At 39.0% G+C, this 23,465-nt stretch carries 21 protein-coding genes, 1 rRNA gene and 1 riboswitch; of the genes, 1 reads left to right on the top strand and 21 read right to left on the bottom strand.

Annotated elements, in window-relative coordinates; genetic code table 11:
• From pcrA to ABH966_RS13385, 5 genes are all read right to left on the bottom strand, one after another.
• Positions 1 to 2,253, bottom strand: coding sequence for a DNA helicase PcrA (pcrA, locus tag ABH966_RS13405; protein WP_370079185.1), 2,253 nt, complete (start codon positions 2,251 to 2,253; stop codon positions 1 to 3).
• 32 nt (positions 2,254 to 2,285) lie between these two features.
• Positions 2,286 to 2,975 (bottom strand): heptaprenylglyceryl phosphate synthase, encoded by a 690-nt coding sequence (pcrB, locus tag ABH966_RS13400; protein WP_370079183.1) that lies wholly within the window; start codon positions 2,973 to 2,975, stop codon positions 2,286 to 2,288.
• A gap of 110 nt (positions 2,976 to 3,085) precedes the next feature.
• Positions 3,086 to 3,406, bottom strand: coding sequence for a YerC/YecD family TrpR-related protein (locus ABH966_RS13395; protein ID WP_004225717.1), 321 nt, complete (start codon positions 3,404 to 3,406; stop codon positions 3,086 to 3,088).
• A gap of 15 nt (positions 3,407 to 3,421) precedes the next feature.
• Entirely contained in the window at positions 3,422 to 4,477 is a 1,056-nt protein-coding gene (locus tag ABH966_RS13390; protein WP_370079181.1) for a DUF3048 domain-containing protein, read from the bottom strand.
• 49 nt (positions 4,478 to 4,526) lie between these two features.
• Positions 4,527 to 6,248: an adenine deaminase C-terminal domain-containing protein gene (locus tag ABH966_RS13385; protein ID WP_370079179.1), complete on the bottom strand. Its 1,722-nt coding sequence runs from the start codon at positions 6,246 to 6,248 to the stop codon at positions 4,527 to 4,529.
• Between the two features lie 200 nt (positions 6,249 to 6,448).
• On the opposite strand from ABH966_RS13385, the gene ABH966_RS13380 reads away from it, so the two are divergent.
• Positions 6,449 to 6,895 (top strand): hypothetical protein, encoded by a 447-nt coding sequence (locus ABH966_RS13380; protein ID WP_370079177.1) that lies wholly within the window; start codon positions 6,449 to 6,451, stop codon positions 6,893 to 6,895.
• A gap of 861 nt (positions 6,896 to 7,756) precedes the next feature.
• Here ABH966_RS13380 and purD read toward each other — a convergent pair.
• From purD to rrf, 16 genes are all read right to left on the bottom strand, one after another.
• Positions 7,757 to 9,013 carry a phosphoribosylamine--glycine ligase gene (gene purD / locus ABH966_RS13375; protein WP_370079175.1) on the bottom strand — a complete coding sequence of 419 codons (1,257 nt, stop codon included), beginning with the start codon at positions 9,011 to 9,013 and terminating at the stop codon, positions 7,757 to 7,759.
• Positions 9,014 to 9,080: 67 nt separating this feature from the next.
• On the bottom strand, positions 9,081 to 10,607 hold the full coding sequence (gene purH, locus ABH966_RS13370) for a bifunctional phosphoribosylaminoimidazolecarboxamide formyltransferase/IMP cyclohydrolase (protein WP_370079173.1): 1,527 nt from the start codon (positions 10,605 to 10,607) through the stop codon (positions 9,081 to 9,083).
• 112 nt (positions 10,608 to 10,719) lie between these two features.
• Positions 10,720 to 11,289, bottom strand: a complete 570-nt coding sequence (purN, locus tag ABH966_RS13365) for a phosphoribosylglycinamide formyltransferase (protein ID WP_370079171.1) — start codon at positions 11,287 to 11,289, stop codon at positions 10,720 to 10,722.
• Complete coding sequence (gene purM, locus ABH966_RS13360) at positions 11,289 to 12,344, bottom strand: phosphoribosylformylglycinamidine cyclo-ligase (protein WP_370079169.1); 1,056 nt, start codon at positions 12,342 to 12,344, stop codon at positions 11,289 to 11,291. The genes purN and purM overlap by 1 nt, the downstream gene beginning before the upstream one ends.
• An 86-nt stretch (positions 12,345 to 12,430) precedes the next feature.
• Positions 12,431 to 13,855 carry an amidophosphoribosyltransferase gene (gene purF, locus ABH966_RS13355; RefSeq protein ID WP_370079167.1) on the bottom strand — a complete coding sequence of 475 codons (1,425 nt, stop codon included), beginning with the start codon at positions 13,853 to 13,855 and terminating at the stop codon, positions 12,431 to 12,433.
• Positions 13,831 to 16,065, bottom strand: coding sequence for a phosphoribosylformylglycinamidine synthase subunit PurL (purL, locus tag ABH966_RS13350; protein WP_370079165.1), 2,235 nt, complete (start codon positions 16,063 to 16,065; stop codon positions 13,831 to 13,833). The genes purF and purL overlap by 25 nt, the downstream gene beginning before the upstream one ends.
• A complete protein-coding gene (gene purQ, locus ABH966_RS13345) occupies positions 16,052 to 16,735 on the bottom strand; it encodes a phosphoribosylformylglycinamidine synthase subunit PurQ (protein WP_370079163.1) in 684 nt (227 codons plus the stop codon). The genes purL and purQ overlap by 14 nt, the downstream gene beginning before the upstream one ends.
• A 2-nt stretch (positions 16,736 to 16,737) precedes the next feature.
• Positions 16,738 to 16,986 carry a phosphoribosylformylglycinamidine synthase subunit PurS gene (gene purS / locus ABH966_RS13340; protein WP_079562648.1) on the bottom strand — a complete coding sequence of 83 codons (249 nt, stop codon included), beginning with the start codon at positions 16,984 to 16,986 and terminating at the stop codon, positions 16,738 to 16,740.
• Between the two features lie 2 nt (positions 16,987 to 16,988).
• The gene (gene purC, locus ABH966_RS13335) at positions 16,989 to 17,699 is read right to left on the bottom strand and encodes a phosphoribosylaminoimidazolesuccinocarboxamide synthase (RefSeq protein WP_370079161.1); all 711 of its coding nucleotides are present in this window, start codon (positions 17,697 to 17,699) and stop codon (positions 16,989 to 16,991) included.
• Between the two features lie 97 nt (positions 17,700 to 17,796).
• Positions 17,797 to 19,092, bottom strand: a complete 1,296-nt coding sequence (gene purB, locus ABH966_RS13330; protein WP_370079159.1) for an adenylosuccinate lyase — start codon at positions 19,090 to 19,092, stop codon at positions 17,797 to 17,799.
• Positions 19,093 to 19,105: 13 nt separating this feature from the next.
• On the bottom strand, positions 19,106 to 20,230 hold the full coding sequence (gene purK / locus ABH966_RS13325; RefSeq protein WP_370079157.1) for a 5-(carboxyamino)imidazole ribonucleotide synthase: 1,125 nt from the start codon (positions 20,228 to 20,230) through the stop codon (positions 19,106 to 19,108).
• Positions 20,227 to 20,715, bottom strand: coding sequence for a 5-(carboxyamino)imidazole ribonucleotide mutase (gene purE, locus ABH966_RS13320; RefSeq protein WP_370079155.1), 489 nt, complete (start codon positions 20,713 to 20,715; stop codon positions 20,227 to 20,229). Before purE ends, purK begins: the two co-directional genes overlap by 4 nt.
• Before the next feature lie 189 nt (positions 20,716 to 20,904).
• Positions 20,905 to 21,003: riboswitch (purine riboswitch) on the bottom strand.
• A gap of 92 nt (positions 21,004 to 21,095) precedes the next feature.
• Entirely contained in the window at positions 21,096 to 21,290 is a 195-nt protein-coding gene (locus ABH966_RS13315) for an NETI motif-containing protein (protein WP_370079153.1), read from the bottom strand.
• A gap of 382 nt (positions 21,291 to 21,672) precedes the next feature.
• Complete coding sequence (locus ABH966_RS13310; protein ID WP_370079151.1) at positions 21,673 to 22,581, bottom strand: alpha/beta fold hydrolase; 909 nt, start codon at positions 22,579 to 22,581, stop codon at positions 21,673 to 21,675.
• 215 nt (positions 22,582 to 22,796) lie between these two features.
• A complete protein-coding gene (locus tag ABH966_RS13305; RefSeq protein WP_370079149.1) occupies positions 22,797 to 23,195 on the bottom strand; it encodes a hypothetical protein in 399 nt (132 codons plus the stop codon).
• 177 nt (positions 23,196 to 23,372) lie between these two features.
• Positions 23,373 to 23,465: ribosomal RNA gene (gene rrf / locus ABH966_RS13300) — 5S ribosomal RNA — on the bottom strand; the annotation flags it as partial.

Here is a 23,465-nt window from a genome sequence, read left to right as displayed (position 1 = left end):
TTACCCTTTTTCAATAGGTGCAAATTGTGCTAGTAATCGCTTAATACCAATAGGTTGTGGAAAGGCAATATCTAGCTCTGTACTATCACCCTCACCTTTTACACTAACAACCATACCTGTTCCCCATTTTTTATGGATCGCTTTGTCTCCAGCCTTCCAGCCAAATTGGTCTCCACCGGTTGTTTGTAAACGAGCAGTTGCAGGCTGTGTTTTCTGAACCGCTCCAAGAGTACGTTTTTGATAGCCGCCTGCTGAACGATTACTAGAGGCAAACGGAACTTCAGGCTTCGAACCACCTTTGGAAATTGATTCTGTAATATCTTCCGAAATTTCACTTAAGAAACGCGACACATTGTTGTAACTAGAACGACCAAAAATCGTACGACTTTGCGCACTCGTTAAATATAAGCGTTCCTCTGCACGTGTCACGCCGACATACATTAATCGTCTTTCTTCTTCCATTTCATCCATATCATCAAGTGAACGAGAATGCGGGAAGATATTTTCCTCCATTCCAATGATAAAGACAATAGGGAATTCTAAGCCCTTTGCAGCATGCATTGTCATTAAAATAATGTTGCCCTTCGATGTGTCATCTTTATCAAGTGCATCAATATCTGCAATTAGCGCTAAATCAGTTAAAAAGGCAATTAAGCTTTTATCATCACTACGCTCTTCAAAAGCCTTTGTTACTGATAAAAACTCTTCAATATTTTCTAAGCGGCTTTCCGCTTCAATCGTCTTTTCATTTTGTAGCATTGCTCGATAACCAGATTTGTCAATGACCTGCTCTACAATTTCTGTCACCGATAAATATTCTTGCATCTCTGTAAAGCCTTTAATCATTGCATAAAATTGCTCAGCTGAATTAGCAGCCTTCCCTGAAAGACCCATGAATACAAGATCATTCATGGCATCAAAAATAGAGCGCTCCTGTTCAATCGCATAGCGCGCCATTTTTTCAAAGGAAGTTGCACCGATACTACGCTTTGGCTCATTAATAACACGTGCGAGTGATAAATCATCATCATTATTGGCAATAAGGCGTAAGTAGGCAAGTAAATCCTTAATCTCTTTACGATCATAGAACTTAGTACCACCAACTATTTGATAAGCCATATTGGACTTAACAAGCACTTCCTCCATCACACGGGACTGAGCATTTGTACGATATAGTATCGCAAAGTCATCAAACGTACGATTTTCTTTTTGAATAAGCTGTTGAATTGTTTGTACAACGAATTGCGCTTCCTCTTGCTCGTTATACGATTTGTACAACACGATTTTTTCACCCTCTGCATTTTCTGTACGCAGTTCTTTTGGATAACGTGTTGTATTATTTTGAATGACGTCATTTGCCGCTTGTAGGATGCGTTTTGTTGAACGATAATTTTGCTCAAGCATAATGGCCTTAGCATTTGGATAATCCTTTTCGAATGAAAGAATATTACCAATATCCGCACCACGCCAACGATAAATCGATTGGTCTGAATCACCTACAACACAAATATTTTTAAATTTCTTGGCAAGCAACTGAACGAGTAAATATTGGGATTTATTCGTATCTTGATATTCATCTACATGAATATATTGGAATTTGTTTTGATAGTATTCAAGCACTTCTGGTACACGATTGAATAATGTAATAGTTGTCATAATTAAATCATCAAAATCGAGTGATTGATTGCGACGTAATCTTTTTTCATAACCTTTATAAACACGTGCAATCGTTTTTTCGTAAGGATTATTTTCATTTATTTGACCTGCATAATCGTCCGCATTTTTACATTCGTTTTTTGCTGAACTAATCGCATTTAAAATCGCACGAGGTTCAAAACGCTTAGTATCAATATTTTCATCCTTCATAACATTTTTAATAACTGATAGCTGATCAGTAGAATCTAAAATTGAAAAGTTACGTGATATTCCAAGCTGATCGATATTACGTCGTAAAATACGCACACACATTGAGTGGAATGTCGATACCCACATACTATCGCCAGTTCCGTTACCTAGTATGCCATCTATACGCTCACGCATTTCACGTGCAGCTTTATTTGTAAATGTAATTGCTAAAATCTTTGATGGGTATACTTCTTTTTCAATTACTAAGTATGCTATACGATGTGTCAATACACGTGTCTTCCCTGATCCAGCACCCGCCATAATTAGAAGCGGTCCCTCAGTTGTTTTAACCGCATTTTCCTGCTCAGGATTCATACCTGCTAATAAGTTTTTCGTTAACTGCTCCATTCCGCACCGCCTTACAAACATTTGTTCTTACATTATATATTATTTTTTACAGCCTTAACAGTCGCAAGTGCAGCTTTTAAATCTTCGTAAATAATATTACCAACTACTACTGTATCTGCATATTTTGCCATTTCTGCTGCTTGCTTAGCAGATGTAATACCGCCACCGTAAAACAGTCGCGTATTTTTCAGTTCATTTTTCACAGCACTTACAACCTCAATATCCCCATAAGTACCGCTATACTCTACATAAAATACAGGTAGTCTAAAGAAATTTTCAGCCATACGTGCGTAGGCAACAACATCATCAATAGATAAATCAGTTTTCGCATTCGTTACTTCCGCTACTTTACAATTCGGGTTTAAAATACAATAACCTTCAGCGACTAGTTCATCCCATACCATAATATCTCCATATTCTTTAATGGCTTCATGGTGTAAATTTTTAATCCACTTTGGATCGTCACTATTCAACACAGTTGGAATGAAATAATAGTCATAACCTGGTGTTACTGAATCAATCGCAGAAATTTCAAGCGCTATTGGTACTTCAAAGCGTCTTACACGAACAAGTAAATCTAATACACCATCTAAAGTTACACCGTCTGTTCCGCCAACTATAATAACATCTGTACCTGATTCACAAATTTTTTCTAGTGCCTCATCTGAAATATCTTTAGCTGGGTCTAGCTTGAACACATGTCTCCATTCTAAATAATCCATCTATTTTACCACCTATCATTTTCTATCTATTCGTTTACAAGTATAGCTTATGACTGTCTACAAAAAAATGAAAAAGACTGGGTAAAAACTCTACCCAGCCCCTTTACCTACTATTCTTTTGGTGCTTGAAACGGCTTTTCATCTGGATACAAACGACCTAACATTTCATCATATGTATCATTCCCGTAATCAAAGCAACGACGTACACGCGAAATAGTTGCTGTACTTGCACCTGTTTCCTTTTTAATGGATTCGTAGGTTTTCTTTAAACGTAGTAAATGCGCAACCTCAAAGCGTTGTGCCAGCGATTGAATTTCACTAATCGTACATAAATCATCAAAAAATTTATAGCATTCTTCGATGTCTTTCAGCTCTAACACTGCTTTAAATAATTGATCTGTTTGATGCCCTCGAATTTTTTCGATTTGCATGCAATCTTCCTCCCTTTAAGGCTGCGTTTTCACCATTGCTTGTAACCCTGGTGAAGTTGGTACGAAATGAATCCAAGACTTCCCTGGTACTAACTTCACAAGCTCCCCAGACTCTTCTACAGCCATTGGTATTCCATCAATATTAGCCCATTTGACTTCTCTCATATAGCCATTTTGAAATACATACGCATTTCCACCAGAAGTTAAATCAATATCTTGGCGCCCCTCATTATCAATCGTTCGATGTTTCATTTCAAAAAATAGAACATTTGAAAATGATAATGTATCGCCTGTTAACATATCCTTTGTGTCAACGCCAGCCGATTGTCGTCCATAACGATTACTTTGCTTATCATACAAATACGAATTATGGAAATACTCACTATTTCCGTAGTAAATGTCCACTCGACTTGTTTCATTGCCTATTTTACCACGTTCATCGGGTTCATAAAAAGCCTCATGTACTTTTTCATGGTAACTCATTGAAGCGCCCACTTTTTCCGCTCCATTTACTATATTTTCAGACGTAATATACGAGTTGTGTGGAGCAACACGGTCTTTTGAACGCTTAAAAAGTGTGCCATCATAATCCATACCATTTATATTGTCGACTACATTATTAGTAAGCATCGATTTTGCCTCTGGGCTATAACCATGTGCTACGTAAAATGCACCATAGCTTTTTGCAAGATCAACAAAATAAGATCGAGCACTACGAACAGGCCCTACATTTTCTGGCAGTTCACTTTGATAAACTGCTAATAAACGCGTAACATTGCCTTCTGCCAGCATTTCATAAATGATATCTGCCGCTTCTATTCCTGATTGTGGACGTGCTTTCGGGTGATTATTAACGGTAACAATAATTGGACGTTGTGTAATTTCTTCCTTCACAGCTTCACCTGTTAACGGAGCAACAAACGCTCCTTCTTGAACAGGCTCTTCAATAGCAGTTCCATCGTCAACCTTGCTCGTATCATCTTTCTTCACTTCCGACGAATCTTTTGAACATCCTCCTATCAATAAGGTGCTAAAAGCCATTGCGATAAATAGTTTCTTCGATTTGAACACAAGCATTACTCTCCTTTTATCAATTACATCTACCATAGGGAAACTTCAATTAACGCATCACTGCTGGTAATAATAACTTATTCTTCATAACATCAAAAATCCCTTTTGGCGTTATACGGATATATGGTAAATGTGTCGATTGTAAGAATAGTAAAGAATAAATTGCGTCTCCTAAGTGGTAACCACGTTCTGCTAATGCTTGCTTTAAGAACTTCTCTTTTTCTGCTAGTTCCTTCACATCTCCATCATATAAAAGACCGCCAATTGTTAAAGGAACGGTAGCAATTACTTCACCTTTTTCAACAAGGACAATACCACCACGCATTGCCTTCATTTCCTCAAAGGCTTTGATCATATCGTCTTTATTTTTTCCGATCAGTAAAATATCGCCTGTATTCGAATAAGATGAGGCAAACCCTTGAACACTAGTAGCAAAACCTTTAATCATCGTGTTAACATGCCAATTGCCATCTCTATTCATAAGCATTAAATAACATTCATCATGATCTGCAAGCTGCCCTTCTCTAGTAATTAATGAGTTATATGGTTTCGTAATAACATCATTTACTAACTCAATTCCAAACGGCATCGAGAATTGAAAATCATGAGATGTTAATGAAAAATCTAAGTCAAATGCAGGTAACGCTGAATAATCAATTTCAGCAAGTTTTTGCACTTGTTCTCCATTGCGTTTTAACCAAACACCCTTCGAAAGTACGCTCTCAGGAACTGGATGCCATTCATCTTGTAAAATATTTAGGGAGGCAAATCGACCTGTTGCGATAAAGCCATGTAAGTTGGACATATTATAATAACGTGCCACATTATAGGAAGCCATTTGATAAGCATCTATTGGCGCTACACCTGCATCTAAAGCTACTTGAATACATTTATCCATTACACCATCCTCATGAAAAGAAGGTGGTGAACCATCTGTTGTCATCATTAAATGATCAAAAATAGGTAGTTCTTTTTCAACTATTCCCTTTAATAGATCTGGTAGGTCTGGACGTATTGAAGAATGACGTAGCGTTACAGCATATCCTTGCATAATACGTCGTTCTACTTCTTCCACTGTCATAGCTTCATGATCACCATCTGCACCAAGTAGCTTCATACGTGCTAAAGTTCGTTCAGATGCACCAGGGAAATGCCCTTCTATTTTTTTCCCGTAGCCCTTAGCCATTTGCATGCGATAGAGCATTTGGTCATCACCATGTAACAACCTTGGCCAGCCCGTTAATTCTCCTCCAAGTAAAACATCATCTCGTTCCAACCATTCTAAAATGGACGTATTAGAAAAAATCTCTTCCTCCTGTTCCATTTCAGTTTGCGAATCAAAACGAGTCCACCAATAAAATGAAAACGGTAGCTTTTTCAAATCATCCAGTATTGAAAACGCTTTCTTATTTTCTAAAGATAAAACGAAGCTTAAATTATCTGAAATAAAAGCTGTAGTTCCAAGTTGTCCACAAAAATCTGCAAAAGATTGCGGATGGTATAACTGGAACGGATGAACATGCGGCTCAATATATCCTGGTACAATGGTTTTATTCATACAATCGACCACTTCGGTCCCTTCTAATAACGGAGGCATTCTATCACCAGCATAGACAATACGATCTCCTAAAATCCAAATGTTCCCTACTATCCATTGTTTGAGCATGCTATGTAAATAACGTGCATTTTTTAATACAATATCCGGTGCTTTTTTTCCATCAATTACAGCTAATTGTTGACGTAATTCTGTAATTTTCCATACTGGATCCATTCTATTCGCCCCTTCCTAAATTACGTAAAATTTCATTGTGTAAATCCTACGCGAAATCACATACTACTACTGCATAAACGCTTTTTGTCATAAAATTAATGCTTTATGCAATCATCTTGTTTCAATCGTAACACAGCACTTTCATAAAACAAAGTGCACCCCGCTTTATTTTTTCCACAATGACTAAAGGAGGAAATATTATGATGCAAGAATCGAATTTAAGCGAAAAAAATGCCTTTTGTCGCTTTGCCATGGGTGTAAGTTTAACGGCATTTGGTATCGCTAAAGTCTCAAGAAATCCTGAATGTACGAAAGGTCGATTGATGATTGCATTTGGTGCCTTTAAAATGGCTGAGGGTATCTTTAAGTATTGCCCAACGAAAGCTTTACTGTGCTCTACTATGGAGAGCTCTATGAGCAACAGCAACAATAGCACCGGCAACTCTTCTATGCAAAGTATGTTCAGCGGCCAAAATTCTATGTCATCTGAACAAATCGGTAAACTCATGAAGGATTTCTCCTCTGTTATATCTGGAAATACGTCAGGATCAAATGCAACTGCATCAAAGCAATCTGACTCCAGCACTTCAAATCAAAATTCCTCAGAAAGTAAAAATTCTACAAATAAAGCTCAAAATCCTTCTTAGTCAAAGGAGCCGTCTCAACTGTACAGTTGAGACGGCTCTCACCCTTTTTAAATCATACGTTTGAAAACAATAAGAAGTTTCATTGAATGATTAAAATATTTAATTTCAAGTGTGTTGTTTAACCATTCTTATCCGTCCTAATTAATTAGAAGGCTCTGATTTCCGCTACGGGCTACTCGCTTTCCTGCGGGCGAGCGACGAGCCGCTTCCTCCGCTGCGCTCCGTGCAGGGTCTCGTCTGTCTCGCTTTCCCGCGGGAGTCGAGTAGCCCTCCGCTACAATCAGTTAAAATGGGCATACTTTGCAAAATATCAACAAAAAAATCCTTTTATCACTCAATAATAAACCTATATTTCCCTAATCAACACGCTTGATATATTTTACTAATCATTTAGTAGATCGCAACGGAAAAACAGCTTCTTCCAATTAGATTTATACTAAAAGTTTGAGAGGACATTTATTAAAACATATGCTTTGTATATAAGTTGATTGGAGTGGAGACTGGGCGACTCCTTGGGGATCAGCGGATAGAGGAACGAAGGCTAAAACCATCACGTCCTGTGATAACGCCTTCGTGACCAACATCGTGTTGGCCCGAGACCCTGGAGCGAGCATATAGGGGAACGAAGGCTAAAGTCATCACGTCCTGTGATAACGCCTTCGTGACCAACATCCTGTTGCCCCAAGCGGCTCATCGGACGCCCCCAGGAAGCTTTGCTCTGTGCGAAAGCGTAGTGCTAACGTAGCGGCAGCAACAAAGCGCCCAGTCGGAACGGAAATCAACCCCACGCTATAGTGATAAGCTTAAGTAAAATGAAAACAAATTTTATCGGGCAATTATAACTCTATAGTTACACAACTATTATTTAAATGTGCGCCAACCGATATCTTTGCGGTAGAAGAAATTGTTCCATTTTTCAGTTGCAATACCTGCGTATACTTTTTCTTGTGCTTCTTTTAAAGTAGATGCCTTTGCTCCTACTAATAAAACTCGGCCACCGTTACCAACAAAGTTTTCATCTACAGACTTTGTACCCGCATGGAATACCGCGTGTGAAGCTGATAGAGCCTCTAGGTTAGGTAATGCACTTCCTTTTTCAACGTCCCCTGGATAACCTTCAGCAGCAATTACTACGCCTAGCATTGCTTCTTCGGACCATTGCAGATCAAATGGCTTTTCATCCATCAAGGCTGTCATAAATGCACCAAAATCAGATGTCATACGTGGTAAAACTACTTGCGTTTCAGGATCTCCAAAGCGTGCATTAAACTCAATCACTTTTGGACCATTTTTCGTTAAAATCAAACCTGCATATAAAATCCCTGTAAACGATTCACCATCTGCCTCCATACCTTTCACGGTCGGTTCAACAACCGTCTTAAATGCATCATCCACTACTTCTTGCGAGATTTGAGGTACTGGTGAATAGGCTCCCATACCACCTGTATTTGGTCCTTTATCGCCATCATAAGCACGTTTATGGTCTTGAGCAATCACCATTGGATAAATCTGACCTTTATGAACAAATGACATAAAGGAGAATTCTTCCCCATCTAGGAATTCTTCAATGACAACACGAGAAGAGGATTCACCAAAACGTTGGTTCCCAATCATATCTTCTACTGCTTCAATTGCTTCGTCTTCTGTCATTGCGACAACTACACCTTTACCAGCTGCTAACCCATCTGCTTTGATAACGATTGGTGCACCTTGCTCTTTAATATAGGCTATAGCCTTTGCAGCTTCAGTAAACGTTTCATGGGCTGCTGTTGGGATATTATATTTATTCATAATATCTTTCGCGTACGATTTACTGCTTTCGATTTGTGCTGCTGCCTTTGTTGGACCAAATGTTCGTAAGCCACGGGCAGTAAAGAAATCAACGATGCCTTCAGCAAGTGGTTGCTCAGGTCCTACAAAGGTTAAATCTACTGCATTTTCTTTTGCAAATTGTGCAAGACCTGCAAAATCCATAGTATCAATAGCAACGATTTCCGCATCGCCCCTCATGCCATCATTACCAGGTGCTACAAATACTTTATTAACAGATGGTGAAATACTAAATTGTTTGGCGATAGCATGTTCTCGACCGCCGCTTCCAATGACTAATACTTTCATTTTAGGGAATCCTCCTCTTTGTGCGTAAGACCGAGATGTTGCCATCTCGGTCTAGTTTTTGGATATTTTAGTGCTTGAAATGACGTACGCCAGTGAATACCATCGCAATGCCGTATTCATTCGCTTTATCGATTGAATCCTGATCTTTGATAGAGCCACCTGGTTGAATAATGGCTGTAATACCAGCCGCTGCAGCTGCTTCTACAGTATCGCTCATTGGGAAGAATGCATCTGATGCTAATGCTGCACCTTTTGCTTTTTCGCCCGCTTGCTCAAATGCGATTTTAGCTGCTCCAACACGGTTCATTTGACCAGCACCAACGCCAAGTGTCATTTGAGAATCTGTCACAACGATAGCGTTAGATTTAACGTGCTTCACAACTGCCCAGCCAAGTTGTAATGCTTCCCATTCTTGTGCTGTTGGTTCACGGTCTGTAACAACTTTAATATCTGCATTAGAAAAACCGTAGCGATCTGGTTCTTGTACAAGAAGACCACCTTCAACTGATACAACATTGAATTTGTCTTGTTTTGCTTGCTCGAAAGGAATTGTTAATAAGCGAATATTTTTCTTCTTCGTTAAAATATCAAGTGCTTCTTGAGAGAAAGCTGGTGCGATGATAATTTCTAAGAAGATATGGCTTAATTTTTCAGCAGTTGCTGCATCTACTTCCATATTTAAAGCAATAATACCACCGAAAATAGATGTTTGATCTGCTTCATACGCTTTATCAAACGCTTCTTCTAATGTTGCGCCCGTTCCAACACCACAAGGGTTCATGTGCTTTACAGCTACTGCTGCAGGCATTTCAAACTCTTTGACAATTTGCAATGCGGCATTACCGTCTTGAATATTGTTGTATGATAATTCTTTACCATGTAATTGCGTAGCATAAGCTAATGAAAAATCTGAGCCTAGACGTTTTTGATAGAACGCTGCTTTTTGATGAGGATTTTCACCATAGCGTAAGTTTTGTTTTAATTCATATGTCATTGTTAAGCTCTCTGGGAACTCTTCTTCTGTTAAGTAGTTTGATATATATGAATCATAAGCGGCTGTGTGACGGAAAACTTTTGCAGCTAACTTACGACGTGTTTCAATTGTCGTAGCACCATTAGCTTTAAGTTCCTCTAATACATTCGTATAGTCATTGCTATCCACAATTACTGTTACATATTGATGGTTTTTTGCTGCAGAACGTAACATTGTTGGACCACCGATATCAATATTTTCGATAGCGTCATCCCATGTTACATTAGGCTTTGAAATTGTTTCAACAAACGGATAAAGATTAACACATACAATCTCAATTGGCTCAATTCCATGCTCATTCATTTGTGCTTGATGAGAAGCATCGTCAAACTTTCCTAATAGTCCACCGTGAATCATTGGATTTAAAGTTTTTACACGACCATCTAAAATTTCAGGGAATTTAGTTACTTCATCTACTGCTGTTACGGCAACATTATTGTCTTGTAACATTTTTTTCGTACCACCAGTTGATAAAATTTCATAACCTAATGCTACTAGTTCCTTTGCAAATTCTAAAATACCATCTTTATTGGAAACACTGATTAATGCACGTTTAGTCACAACGAAATCCTCCTAATTTTTATCGTGTTTGCCACGAATATGTCATGCTATTATTGGTGGGACAGAGTTAAGTTTTGATTAAGCACTCAGACCTAACTCTCTCATCGATCCATTACTTTAATAATTGCTGTAAAGCTTTTGTATATAGCCCATGCTCTTCCTTATGAATGGCCGTTTCTGTTGCCTCACGGTCACCTTCAACAACTTGAACTGCCGATTGGGCAATAATAGGTCCTGTGTCCATACCTTCATCTACAAAATGGACGGTTACACCTGTTATCTTAACTCCGTGTTCCATTGCTTGACCAATGGCATCTTTACCAGGGAAAGCCGGTAATAGTGAAGGGTGAATATTCACGATGCGCTGTGGGTATGCAGTTAGTAATACTTCACTAATTAAGCGCATATAACCTGCAAGCACGATCCATTCTACATGACTTTCATGGAGAGCCTCGATAATAGCAGTCTCGTAATCTGCTTTTGAAGAAAACTCTTTCGGACTTAAAGCTAGCACTGGAATACTATAGTTCTCAGCACGTGTCACTACAAATGCACTAGGCTTGTCTGTGACAACAAGTTCGATCTTTGCATGTAGTTCACCACGCTCAATGGCCTCTTGAATAGCTTGAAAGTTACTGCCGCTACCTGAAGCAAAAACGGCAATTTTAGTTGGTGCCGTCATTACACTAAACTCCCATCATGTGAGCCATTGAATACAACACCCTCGCCTTTCACAACGCGACCGATTTTGTATGCTTTTTCACCATTTGCTTCTACTGTAGCAAGGACTTTATTTACTTCATCAGCAGGTACAGCTAATACGAAGCCAATACCCATGTTAAAGACATTATATAAATCCTTGTCCTCTAACTGGCCTTTTTCTTTTAAAAACTCGAAAATACGTAAGACAGGCCAAGATCCTAAGTCAATTTCAGTTGCTAAACCTTCTGGCATCATACGTGGTAGGTTTTCATAAAAACCACCGCCAGTTACATGTGCACAGCCATGAACGTCTGCTGCTTTTAAAGCTGCAAGCACAGGTTTCGCATATAATTTTGTTGGCACTAACAAAGCTTCCCCAATAGGACCAAGATCCCCGTAGCCTTCCACAATCGAATCAACTGCGTAATGATTATCTGCAAAGACAATTTTTCGCACTAATGAGTAACCGTTTGAATGCACCCCACTTGAAGCAATACCAACAAGCACGTCACCCTCTACGATGTTCTCGCCTGTTACGATGGCAGATTTTTCACAAGCTCCTACTGCAAAACCAGCTAAATCATACTCATCTTCTTCATAAAGACCTGGCATCTCTGCCGTTTCTCCACCGATTAATGCCGCACCAGATTTCACACAGCCATCTGCAACGCCCTTTACAATTTGCTCAATTTTCGCTGGCTCTGCCTTGCCAAGCGCTACATAATCTAAAAAGTACAATGGCTCAGCACCTTGCGCTACGATATCATTGACGCACATCGCAACACAGTCCACGCCAATCGTGTCGTGCTTGTCCACCATAAACGCTAACTTTAGTTTTGTCCCAACACCATCAGTACCTGAAATAAGAACAGGTTCCTTAAGATTTAGTTCTGACAAGTCAAACATACCACCAAAACCACCGAACGTGCCCATCACACCTAGACGGTTTGTACGTTCAACGTGAGACTTCATTCGTTTTACGGCTTCGTAGCCTGCTTCAATATTTACACCTGCTTGTTCATATGCTTTTGACACGCAGAGTTCCTCCTTATCATCCAAATCGCCTTGGCACATCTGAATCTAGATTCGTCATCATCGCTAGACGTGTTTAGATGTTTTTCTTAACGTAATAGTTCTTTTTCATGCGGTAAGATTGTATCTGGGAAAATTTCTGTTGGATATTTACCTGTAAAGCATGCTAGGCATAATCCACGGTTTTCATCTTCATATGGTCTTGCAATCGTCTCCACCATACCTTCAACGGAAAGGAATGTTAGTGAATCAGCTCCTATAACATCACGTATTTCATCTACATTGTGGCTAGATGCAATCAATTCTTCATGTGTGGAAGTATCGATCCCGTAATAGCAAGGATCCGTCATAGGTGGCGAAGAAATCACAACATGAACTTCTGCCGCCCCTGCATCTTTTAACATTTTTACAATACGTCGTGAAGTTGTACCGCGAACGATTGAATCATCCACCATCACTACTCGTTTACCTTTTACGACTTGAACAACTGGAGAAAGCTTCATTTTCACACCGCGTTCACGTAGTTCCTGTGTCGGCTGGATAAATGTACGACCTACATAACGATTTTTAATAAGACCTAGCTCATACGGAATGCCACTTTCCTCTGCAAAGCCGATTGCTGCTGAAATACTTGAATCAGGCACACCTGTTACAACATCAGCTTCAATATGTGCACATTCACGAGCAAGCTGTTTACCCATACGTTTACGCGCCATGTGGACATTAATACCATCAATATCAGAATCAGGACGTGCTAAATAAACGTACTCCATCGCGCACATTGCACGTTTATCCATATCTACAAAACGATCAGATTTTACACCCTCATCGTTAATAATTAATAACTCACCAGGTTCAACAGATCGAACAAATTCTGCACCTATTAAATCAAATGCACAAGTTTCAGAGGCTACAACCCAACCATCTCCTAGCTTCCCAAGAGATAATGGACGTAAACCATGTGGATCACGTGCAACAAGCATTTCATCTTTAGTCATAATTAAGAACGAATACGCACCTTTTAATAAAGATAGGGCATTTTTCACCTTCGCACGGAATGGTGAATGCGAGCTTTTCTTAATAAGATGCGCTAACACTTCAGTATCGGAGCTAGAATGGAAAATACTGCCTTGACGCTCTAAGTACTGTTTTAAGTGCGTTGCATTGACTAAATTACCGTTATGAGCAATTGAAAGGCTACCAGTTGAGGAGTGGAATAATAACGGCTGTACATTTTCAATACCGCCACCTCCAGCAGTCGTATAACGGACATGGGCAATTGCTGCTTTTCCGTCCACTGCCTTTAATTTCTCTTCGTTGAAAACATCATTAACTAGTCCTTCGCCTTTCACCGCGCGAAGATGCTGACCGTCAGAAACGACGATCCCAGCACCTTCTTGGCCACGATGTTGAAGAGCATGAAGCCCGTAATAACTAAGGTGTGCTGGATTTGAGTTGCCCCAAATACCAAACACCCCACATTCTTCGTTTAAGCCTCTGAGTTCAGCAAGCATGGGATTGCTCCTTTCCAATTAGAACGGAATTCCTCCACTGTACCTTCTACAAGCACACCGTTGTCACCGTTGATTTTAACAAGCGCATCGTTTGTTACGACACCGATTTTCATTGCGTCTTTTACAATTTCTACAAATGCAGCTGCATTTTCTTCTTTCACTGTTACAACGAAGCGAGATTGTGTTTCACTGAATAATGCTGTTGTAGCAGAGCCTGTTAATGTCACATCAAGACCTAAGCCATTTGCGCCAAATGTTGTTTCAGCAAGCGCAACTGCAAGACCACCTTCTGCTACATCATGTGCAGATTGTACGATTCCAGCTTTAATCGCTTTAAGCAATGCTTCTTGACGTGCAGCTTCAATTTGTAGGTCAATAGCTGGTGCTTTCCCTGAAATAACCCCATTATTTAATAATTTTTGAAGCTCCGAACCACCGAACTCAGTTTTTGTATCGCCGATCACAAATACTACATCACCAGCAGCTTTTACTTCTTGAGTTGTCACATGAGCTAAATCTTCAATTAGTCCAACCATACCGATTGTTGGTGTTGGGTAAACCGCTTCGCCAGAACGCTCGTTATAAAGAGATACGTTACCGCCGATTACTGGTGAATTCAATGCTGTACAAGCGGCTGAAATACCATCAGCTGATTTTTCAATTTGCCAGAAGATTTCTGGTTTCTCAGGATTACCGAAGTTTAAGCAGTCAGTAATCGCTAATGGTGTACCACCAGATGCTACGATATTACGAGCCGCCTCTGCTACAGCAATGGCACCGCCAACCTCTGGATCTAGGAAAATATAACGAGAGTTACAGTCAGTAGTCATCGCTAAACCTTTGTTCGTACCGCGGACGCGAATCACTGCTGCATCAGAACCTGGTGCAACGACTGTTGATGTACGTACTTGATAATCATATTGATCGTAAACCCACTCTTTTGAAGCAACTGTTGGTGCTTTTAAAAGTGCATTTAATGTTTCTTTGTAATCTGTTACCACTGGTTCTGTGTTTTCCATCGCTTGGAACTCAGCATAGTAAGCAGGCTCTGCAGATGGTTTATGATAAACTGGCGCATCTTCTGCAAGTGCATCAGCAAGTACTTCAGCTACAACTTCACCATTATGTAATAGGCGTAGCATTTTATCATCCGTCACGCGACCAATTGCCACAGCATCTAAATCATATTTATCGAAAATCGCTTTAATTTCATCTTCGCGACCTTTTTTCACAACAAGTAGCATACGCTCCTGAGATTCAGATAACATCATTTCATATGCTGTCATGCCTGTCTCACGTTGAGGTACTAAGTCTAAGTTCATTTCTACACCAGAGCCAGCTTTAGAAGCCATTTCTGCTGATGAAGAAGTAAGACCAGCAGCACCCATATCTTGAATACCTACTAGCGCGTCAGATTTTACAACTTCTAAACATGCTTCAAGTAAAAGTTTCTCCATAAATGGATCTCCTACTTGTACTGCTGGACGTTGGTTCTCAGATTCTTCTGTTAACTCTTCAGATGCAAATGTTGCACCATGGATACCGTCACGACCTGTTTTAGCTCCCACATACATGACTGTATTCCCTACACCAGCCGCGATTCCACGTTGAATATCTTTGTGGTCGATTAAACCTACACACATTGCATTCACTAGTGGGTTGCCTTCATAACAAGGATCGAATTGAATTTCGCCACCTACTGTAGGAATCCCGATACAGTTACCGTAACCTGCGATACCAGCAACTACTTCTTCAAATAAATATTTACCACGCGCTGATTTTAATTCGCCAAAGCGTAATGAGTTTAGCATCGCAATTGGACGTGCACCCATTGAGAAAACGTCACGGATAATACCACCAACTCCTGTAGCAGCACCTTGATAAGGCTCAATTGCTGATGGGTGGTTATGTGATTCCATTTTAAATACAACTGCTTGTTCGTCACCAATATCTACGATACCAGCACCTTCACCTGGACCTTGTAAAACTTGTGGACCCTTTGTAGGGAATTTACGTAATACTGGTTTAGAATTTTTGTATGAGCAGTGCTCAGACCACATTACTGAGAAAAGACCTGTCTCTGTCCAGTTTGGTAGACGTCCTAAAATACCTTCTACCATTGCAAATTCTTCGTCTGACATCCCCATACCAGCGTATAATTTTTGATCTTTAATTTGCTGTGCTGTTGGCTCAAACTTAGTTGTTGACATGATTTTCCCTCCACTGCTTCACAATTGATTTAAATACTGCTAGACCGTCTGCTCCGCCCACCAGTGCATCAACAGCTCGCTCTGGGTGAGGCATCATACCTAGTACATTGCCGCGCTCGTTTATAATCCCTGCGATATCTTCTAAAGAACCGTTTGGATTTTCGCCTGAGTATGTAAACACGATTTGATTTTTATCTTTTAATTGTTGTAAAGTTTCCTCGTCACAGTAGTAGTTACCTTCACCATGTGCGATTGGAATATTGATTATTTGGCCTTGCTCATATTGATTTGTGAATAATGTATTATTGTTTTCAACTTTAAGCTGGATTGTACGACACATGAATTTCAAATTTTTGTTACGAAGTAATGCACCTGGTAATAAACCTGCTTCAGTTAAGATTTGGAAGCCATTACATACTCCTAATACCGGCTTACCAGCATCCGCTGCCTTCTTAACCTCTGCCATAATATTAGATTGGTTGGCCATCGCACCACAGCGAAGATAATCCCCGTATGAGAAGCCTCCTGGTACTAAAATGCCATCAAAGCCACTTAAATCTGTTGCTGTATGCCATACATATTCTACTTCTTCACCTAGCTCGTCTTTAATCGCATGATACATATCGATATCACAGTTTGACCCAGGGAAAACGAGTACTGCGAATTTCATGATTAGTTAGCCTCCTCGACTTCGTAGCGATAGTCTTCGATTACAACGTTAGTTAAAACCTTTTCACACATTTCTTTTACTAGAGTATCAATATCACGTTCTGTATCTTTAATTGCTAGTTCAAGATATTTACCGATACGTAAATCTTCTACTTCAGCGTAACCCATTTTCACTAAAGAACCTTGTACAGCTGAACCTTGTGGATCAAGAATGCTCTCACGTAATGTCACGTAAATTTTAACTTTTTTCATTGTTATTTGCCTCCGAGTCTAGAAAGTATAATAGTATAAACTTCTGTTAAATTACCAAGGTCTCTACGAAAGACATCTTTGTCTAACTTTTGCTTTGTAGTTGCATCCCAAAGTCTGCATGTATCTGGTGATATTTCATCTGCCAGTAGTACATTTCCATCATCATCGCGTCCGAACTCTAATTTAAAGTCAATTAGTGTAACGTTGACATCTGCAAATAGTGGCTGCAACACTTTGTTCACTACAAGTGCACCATCATAAATGGCTGTCACTTCCTCAGGTGTCGCAAGATCAAGTACGTCAATATGCTCCGTAGTAATGAGCGGATCGCCTAGTTCATCGTCTTTATAATAAAACTCAACGATTGGGCGTTTTAATGGTGTACCTTCCTCAAAGCCAAGACGTTTCGCTAAGCTACCTGCTGCTATATTACGAACTACGACCTCTATTGGAATAATATCTACCTTTTTTACAAGCTGCTGCGTATCAGATAATTGTTTTACGAAATGTGACGCAATTCCGTTTGCTTGTAATTTTTCGAAAATTAGAGAGGTAATGCGATTGTTTAATACGCCTTTACCTTCAATTTCTTCTTTTTTCTCACCATTAAATGCTGTTGCACTATCCTTGTATTCAACGAGTAACACATTTGGCTCCTCTGTTGTATACAATTTTTTTGCTTTACCTTCATACAAAAGTTGACCTGTAGTCATTTCGTTACTCCCCCTGATATTATGAAATACACGCGTATTGTTCAGAATTGAATCGTACGTAACGATTCAATTCTGTAACATCCGCTAGTGACTCTACTTAGTTAAGTCCAAGACGCTCAAAAATCATATCTACATGCTGTAAATGGTAGTTGTAGTCAAAGCAATCATCTAACTCTTCCTTCGTTAAATACGATGTAATTTTTTCACTTGCATCGACTAACGTACGGAACTGAACTTGCTCGTCCCACGCCTGCATCGCTAAAGGTTGTACTGTATCATACGCTTCCTCACGCACTAACCCTTTATCGATAAGTGCTAATAGGATACGTTGAGAGTAAATTAAACCAAAAGTGCGACCCATATTACGTTTCATGTTTTCAGGGAATACTGTTAAGTTTTTCACAATGTTACCGAAGCGATTTAACATATAGTTAAGTGTAATCGTTGCATCCGGTAAAATAACGCGCTCTGCAGATGAATGTGAAATATCACGCTCATGCCATAATGCTACGTTTTCATAAGCCGTTACCATATAGCCACGCATTAAACGTGACATACCAACCATGTTTTCAGACCCGATTGGGTTACGTTTATGAGGCATCGCTGACGAGCCTTTTTGACCTTTTGCAAATGCTTCCTCAACTTCACGCGTTTCAGATTTTTGCAAGCCGCGAATCTCTGTTGCAAATTTCTCAATTGATGTTGCGATTAATGCCAACGCACCTAAATATTGAGCATGTCGATCACGTTGTAATGTTTGAGTTGAAATAGGTGATGCTGTAAGTCCTAATTTATCGCATACATATTGCTCAACTTTAGGATCGATATTGGCATATGTTCCAACTGCTCCAGACATTTTTCCTGTTTCAATTACTTTTGCCGCAGCATCAAAGCGTTCTAGGTTACGCTTCATTTCTTCATACCATAAACCTAGTTTTAAACCGAAAGTTGTTGGCTCAGCATGAACACCATGTGTACGTCCCATCATAACCGTATGCTTATGCTCTTTCGCTTTTGCTACAATAATATCAATGAAATTCACGATGTCTTTGCGTAAAATATCATTCGCTTGTTTAATTATATAAGAAAGAGCTGTATCAACTACGTCCGTAGAAGTTAAACCATAGTGCACCCATTTTCGCTCTTCACCAAGCGTCTCAGAAACGGCACGAGTAAATGCTACAACATCATGACGTGTTTCTTTTTCAATCTCTAAAATACGATTTACATCAAATGAAGCATTTTCACGAATTTTAGCTACATCCTCTTTCGGAATGTCTCCAATTTCTGCCCAAGCCTCACATGCTAAAATTTCAACTTCTAGCCAAGCTTGATATTTATTTTGTTCTGTCCAAATTGCGCCCATTTCGGGTCTTGTGTAACGTTCGATCATTGCGTTTCTCCTTCTATTCTGACCAAATGCCAGAACTCTCGATTTGTTGTAGTGTTTCTTCTAAGTTTTTTGTCATAATCGTTACGTGGCCCATCTTACGGTTCACCTTAGCTTCAGCTTTCCCATAAAGATGTATAGACCATTCAGGATATTTAGCAATTGAGTTACTAAGTGGCACGACATGCTGCCCTAAAACATTTATCATAATAGATGGTGCCCAAAGTTGTGGTTTACATAATGGCCAACCACAAACTGCACGTATATGTTGATGGAACTGTGAAACGTTACATGCTTCTATAGAATAGTGACCTGAATTATGAGGTCTTGGTGCTAATTCATTAATAATGATTCCACCATCTTCTAATACAAACATTTCTACAGCTAATGTCCCTACTAAATTTAGATAATCAGCAATTTTCAAGGCTTCTCGCTCTGCAGTCAGTGATGTTTCCTCTTTTATACGAGCTGGTACGATCGTTTCATGTAAAATATGATGCACATGAATATTTTCTCCAACTGGCTGACAATATGATTCACCATTACCGTTTCTTTGAACAATGACAGACACCTCTTTAACGAAAGGTACAAATCCCTCAACAATACATTGTGAATGAGAGAAAAGCTCTTTTGCTAACGGTAGGTCTTCTGCAGATTTTAAAAGCTGCTGCCCCTTGCCATCATAGCCACCTCTTGCTGTTTTGACTATACAAGGATAACTAATCCTATCGATATTGGCTAGTAATTCTTCATATGTATTTACAACCAAATAAGGGGCTACCGGACAACCTGCGTTCACAATCGCTTCTTTCTCAGTCACACGGTCTTGTGTGATGCGTACTAGCTCTGCTCCTTGTGGGACGTAAGCCATTTGTGTTAAACGTTTTAAGCCTTCATAATCGATATTTTCAAATTCATACGTTATAACGTCACTTACCTCGGCAAGTTCTTCTAAAGCTGCCTCATCATCATATGGGGCTACAATACGTACATCCGCAACCTGTCCACCTGGTGAATCCATTGATGGTTCAAGAACGGCGATTTTAAAGCCTGCTTCTTTAGCAGCAAGCGCCATCATACGGCCAAGCTGACCTCCTCCGATAATACCTATCGTCTGCCCGGGATAAATTATCTTTGTCACACTAAGTCACCTGTGCTTTCCAGTACTTGTTGCTTTGTGGCTTCACGTCTAGCATCTAGTTTATTAGCAAGCTCTACATCTGTTGTCGATAAAATTTGCGCTGCTAGCAAGCCTGCATTCGTCGCTCCCGCTTTGCCAATCGCTACTGTTGCTACAGGTACACCACCAGGCATTTGAACGATTGATAATAAAGAATCAAGACCGTTAAGAGCACGGGATTGCACAGGTACACCGATTACCGGTAACGTTGTTTTAGCCGCTACCATTCCAGGTAAATGCGCAGCTCCACCTGCACCAGCAATAATTACTTGAATACCTCGCTCACGTGCTGATTCTGCATACTCAAACATTAAATCAGGCGTACGATGTGCAGATACAACTTTTTTCTCGTACGGTACCTGTAATTCATCTAAAATATCACATGCATGTTTCATTGTTTCCCAGTCACTTGAACTCCCCATAATGACACCGATTTTCGGATTCATGATTGTCGCTCCTTCTTAACGTTAGAAAAATGATCAAATATTTTATAGCTACATTTTTTACTTTTTATAACAAAGAAAATCCTCAAATAAACTACTCCCTACCATACACGTGAAAGCAGTTTACTTGAGGACTTATTATGAAAAGAATATGCAAATGTACATTTCTGCACATACACCTTCCCGTAACATGCCAAAAGTGCTTTCCCGCATAGTCCAGCATTTACGGTGCCGGGTAGAGACACTAGAGCCAATTCTCTAGCATATATGTGGGATTTATTTGTTTTTCCTTCTCATATTTTAACAAGTCATTCCATTATAGTCAACTAGAAATGCGAACATTTTATTTTAGTCGTTTATAAACGTTCGGATTTAAGTGAAATTTACTCGGAATCTTGCCATAACATCGCTTTAAATTGTATTTTTTGACGTAAATACGTTGGTTCTCCATTGACTAAGTGAAAAACCGGTTCTTCTTTTCTTCCCACTGCCATATAACCATCTCGACGCATTCTTGCCAAACAATCTTCAATTGATTCATTTTCTTCTACTTCATACCAAATTTGTTTTTTTCCCAAATCTTTCTTCCTTTCGATCTTGTATCCAATAATTTTTCCTCTTATGAGTTTCATTATACCTTGAGATCCTTCATTTAGTATGTATGATTTATTAATGAAATGCTCTTCACCCTATCGTAGGGTTGATTTCTGTTTCGACTGGGTGCTTTTCTGGGGGCAGCAGCTTTTTTTTGCTCGAAAGGTAGTGCAACGTAGCGGCATATGGGGTTATCGATGGGGTAGTATATAGCAATTATGGGTTCACTTATGGGGGGACTCTCGGTTAAGCGGATAGATTGTTGCTGTTAATACATAAAGACCAAGTTAATCCTGCACATTTTGTAGATTAACTTGATCTTTATATTTTGATTTTTCGTAAATCCTTCTTCAACTAAAACAACCGCTAGTTGAGGAAGGAATTTATTTTATTAATTGATTGAACTATAATATCAGGTCTATCAATATGTATTGAATGACTGGCTCCTTGTGCGATTATATATTTACTATTTGAAGTAAGATTAACTTGATTCATAATAAGTTCTTGCCACTTTTCTTCAAATAACCTTAACTCCCACTCTGATAAACCTTCCATAGTACCTAACTTAATGTTATGCTCTTTATCTCGGCTAATAACAATTAAAGGTATATCAGGGTATACCACCAAATTCTTTATAATATCTCCGTCCCTCTTCCAGTTGCTAATTTCAGAATACATTGCTTTATATAGAGTAGGGTTTATCCGGAAATTTATTAAGCGTTTTTGAATATCATTCGGGAGTAGCTTTTGTTCTTTTGTTAGAGTAGGGTTAATAACTTCTCTTAATTCTTCCCTTTTCATTTGAGAATAAGAACGACATTTTTCCATCCAAAATTCATCGGTTGCTCCTTCATTCAGAACAGGTAAATTCAAGTCATCTAAAACCTTTAAATCAACAGAAGTTGAATCTACTAATACTATTCCAGCAACCTTTTCAGGATGCTTTTTCACAAAATGTTGTACACATAACCCACCATAGGAATGACCAACTAATACTACGGGTTCAGATAATTTAAGTAAATGTATCATCTCTTTTACTTCGTTTACGACTGTTTGTGTATTACGGACTTCGTTATGAATTTCACTTTCGCCTAGCCCTGGTCTATGGAACATTATAACTCTATTTGTTTTACTTAATGACTCTGTCACTTCATACCATTCATCGAATGAACAACCCATTCCTGTAAGGATAATTATTGGTGTACCATTTTGCCCTTTTTGATGTATCTCAATCTTATTTTGATTTATTATTAAAAATTGACTAATTTTACTCACCTCTTTGTTTAAATATCAATTAATTATATTGTTTTACTATCCTGTGCCGTTAGTTGAAAAAAGAGCTGCCTATGCAACTCAATGATCTTCAAGTAAAGCACCCGTTAGCCATCCATGTAGGGCAAAAACCAGCGATACACCACAGAGAATGAAAGATTATTTCGTTCTTTCATGGGAGTTCAACAAGGAATTATAATGACCTTATACACACATTCCTAAATTCTGTAATATTTTTTGTAAAAATTCAGAACTTTTTCTACATTAAAATCCTCAAAATCTTCTTTACATTTCTGTAAATAGCTTAGTTCTTTCTTTGCCTCTAAAGTATCAATTTTATTGAGATAACCCAGTGTCTTTTCCAATCCTGCACCACATAATAGTTGAACATCAATATTACAATGTGTATCAAAGTCCTTTTCCTTTGCTCTCCAAATTAACAGAGTATCGTCAACACATCCTAAAGCAAATAATTGAATACATAGTGTTTTTAAGTATTCATTATCTTCCGATGATTCATTCTCTATTTCTTCTTTTAATAAATTTCTGATTCTATCCACAAAATCTATCTTAGGTACTAAATCGAAAATTTTTAAAAGTTCTTCAGTTTTATCCATAAATCACAGTTCCCCCATGTTTCCATTTGAATAAATATTCTCTCCTAAAATCATTGTACTCCTTCTTGAACTAAACTGCACCGTTAGTTGAATAGCAAAAATCTTTTCGAAAAGAGCCTTTTTTTATTATGTTATAAAACAAAAAAAGCCGAGGAATAAATCCTCGACTTTTTAAGTGCCTAGCGACGTCCTACTCTCACAGGGGGAAGCCCCCAACTACCATCGGCGCTAAAGAGCTTAACTTCCGTGTTCGGTATGGGAACGGGTGTG

This window comes from Lysinibacillus sp. RC46 (assembly GCF_041262385.1).
Taxonomy (GTDB): Bacteria; Bacillota; Bacilli; order Bacillales_A; family Planococcaceae; genus Lysinibacillus.
The sequence above is the reverse complement of the archived record's forward strand: the minus strand, read 5'-3'. Positions and strand labels throughout refer to the sequence as shown.

Excerpts from the sequence above, each read along its gene's own strand:
- pcrA (WP_370079185.1), bottom strand. The coding sequence starts at position 2,253 with ATGGAGCAGTTAACGAAAAACTTATTAGCAGGTATGAATCCTGAGCAG.
- pcrB (WP_370079183.1), bottom strand. The coding sequence starts at position 2,975 with ATGGATTATTTAGAATGGAGACATGTGTTCAAGCTAGACCCAGCTAAA.
- ABH966_RS13395 (WP_004225717.1), bottom strand. The coding sequence starts at position 3,406 with ATGCAAATCGAAAAAATTCGAGGGCATCAAACAGATCAATTATTTAAA.
- ABH966_RS13385 (WP_370079179.1), bottom strand. The coding sequence starts at position 6,248 with ATGGATCCAGTATGGAAAATTACAGAATTACGTCAACAATTAGCTGTA.
- ABH966_RS13380 (WP_370079177.1), top strand. The coding sequence starts at position 6,449 with ATGATGCAAGAATCGAATTTAAGCGAAAAAAATGCCTTTTGTCGCTTT.
- purD (WP_370079175.1), bottom strand. The coding sequence starts at position 9,013 with ATGAAAGTATTAGTCATTGGAAGCGGCGGTCGAGAACATGCTATCGCC.
- purN (WP_370079171.1), bottom strand. The coding sequence starts at position 11,289 with ATGACGGCACCAACTAAAATTGCCGTTTTTGCTTCAGGTAGCGGCAGT.
- purF (WP_370079167.1), bottom strand. The coding sequence starts at position 13,855 with ATGCTTGCTGAACTCAGAGGCTTAAACGAAGAATGTGGGGTGTTTGGT.
- purL (WP_370079165.1), bottom strand. The coding sequence starts at position 16,065 with ATGTCAACAACTAAGTTTGAGCCAACAGCACAGCAAATTAAAGATCAA.
- purQ (WP_370079163.1), bottom strand. The coding sequence starts at position 16,735 with ATGAAATTCGCAGTACTCGTTTTCCCTGGGTCAAACTGTGATATCGAT.
- purS (WP_079562648.1), bottom strand. The coding sequence starts at position 16,986 with ATGAAAAAAGTTAAAATTTACGTGACATTACGTGAGAGCATTCTTGAT.
- purC (WP_370079161.1), bottom strand. The coding sequence starts at position 17,699 with ATGACTACAGGTCAACTTTTGTATGAAGGTAAAGCAAAAAAATTGTAT.
- purB (WP_370079159.1), bottom strand. The coding sequence starts at position 19,092 with ATGATCGAACGTTACACAAGACCCGAAATGGGCGCAATTTGGACAGAA.
- purE (WP_370079155.1), bottom strand. The coding sequence starts at position 20,715 with ATGAATCCGAAAATCGGTGTCATTATGGGGAGTTCAAGTGACTGGGAA.
- ABH966_RS13305 (WP_370079149.1), bottom strand. The coding sequence starts at position 23,195 with ATGGATAAAACTGAAGAACTTTTAAAAATTTTCGATTTAGTACCTAAG.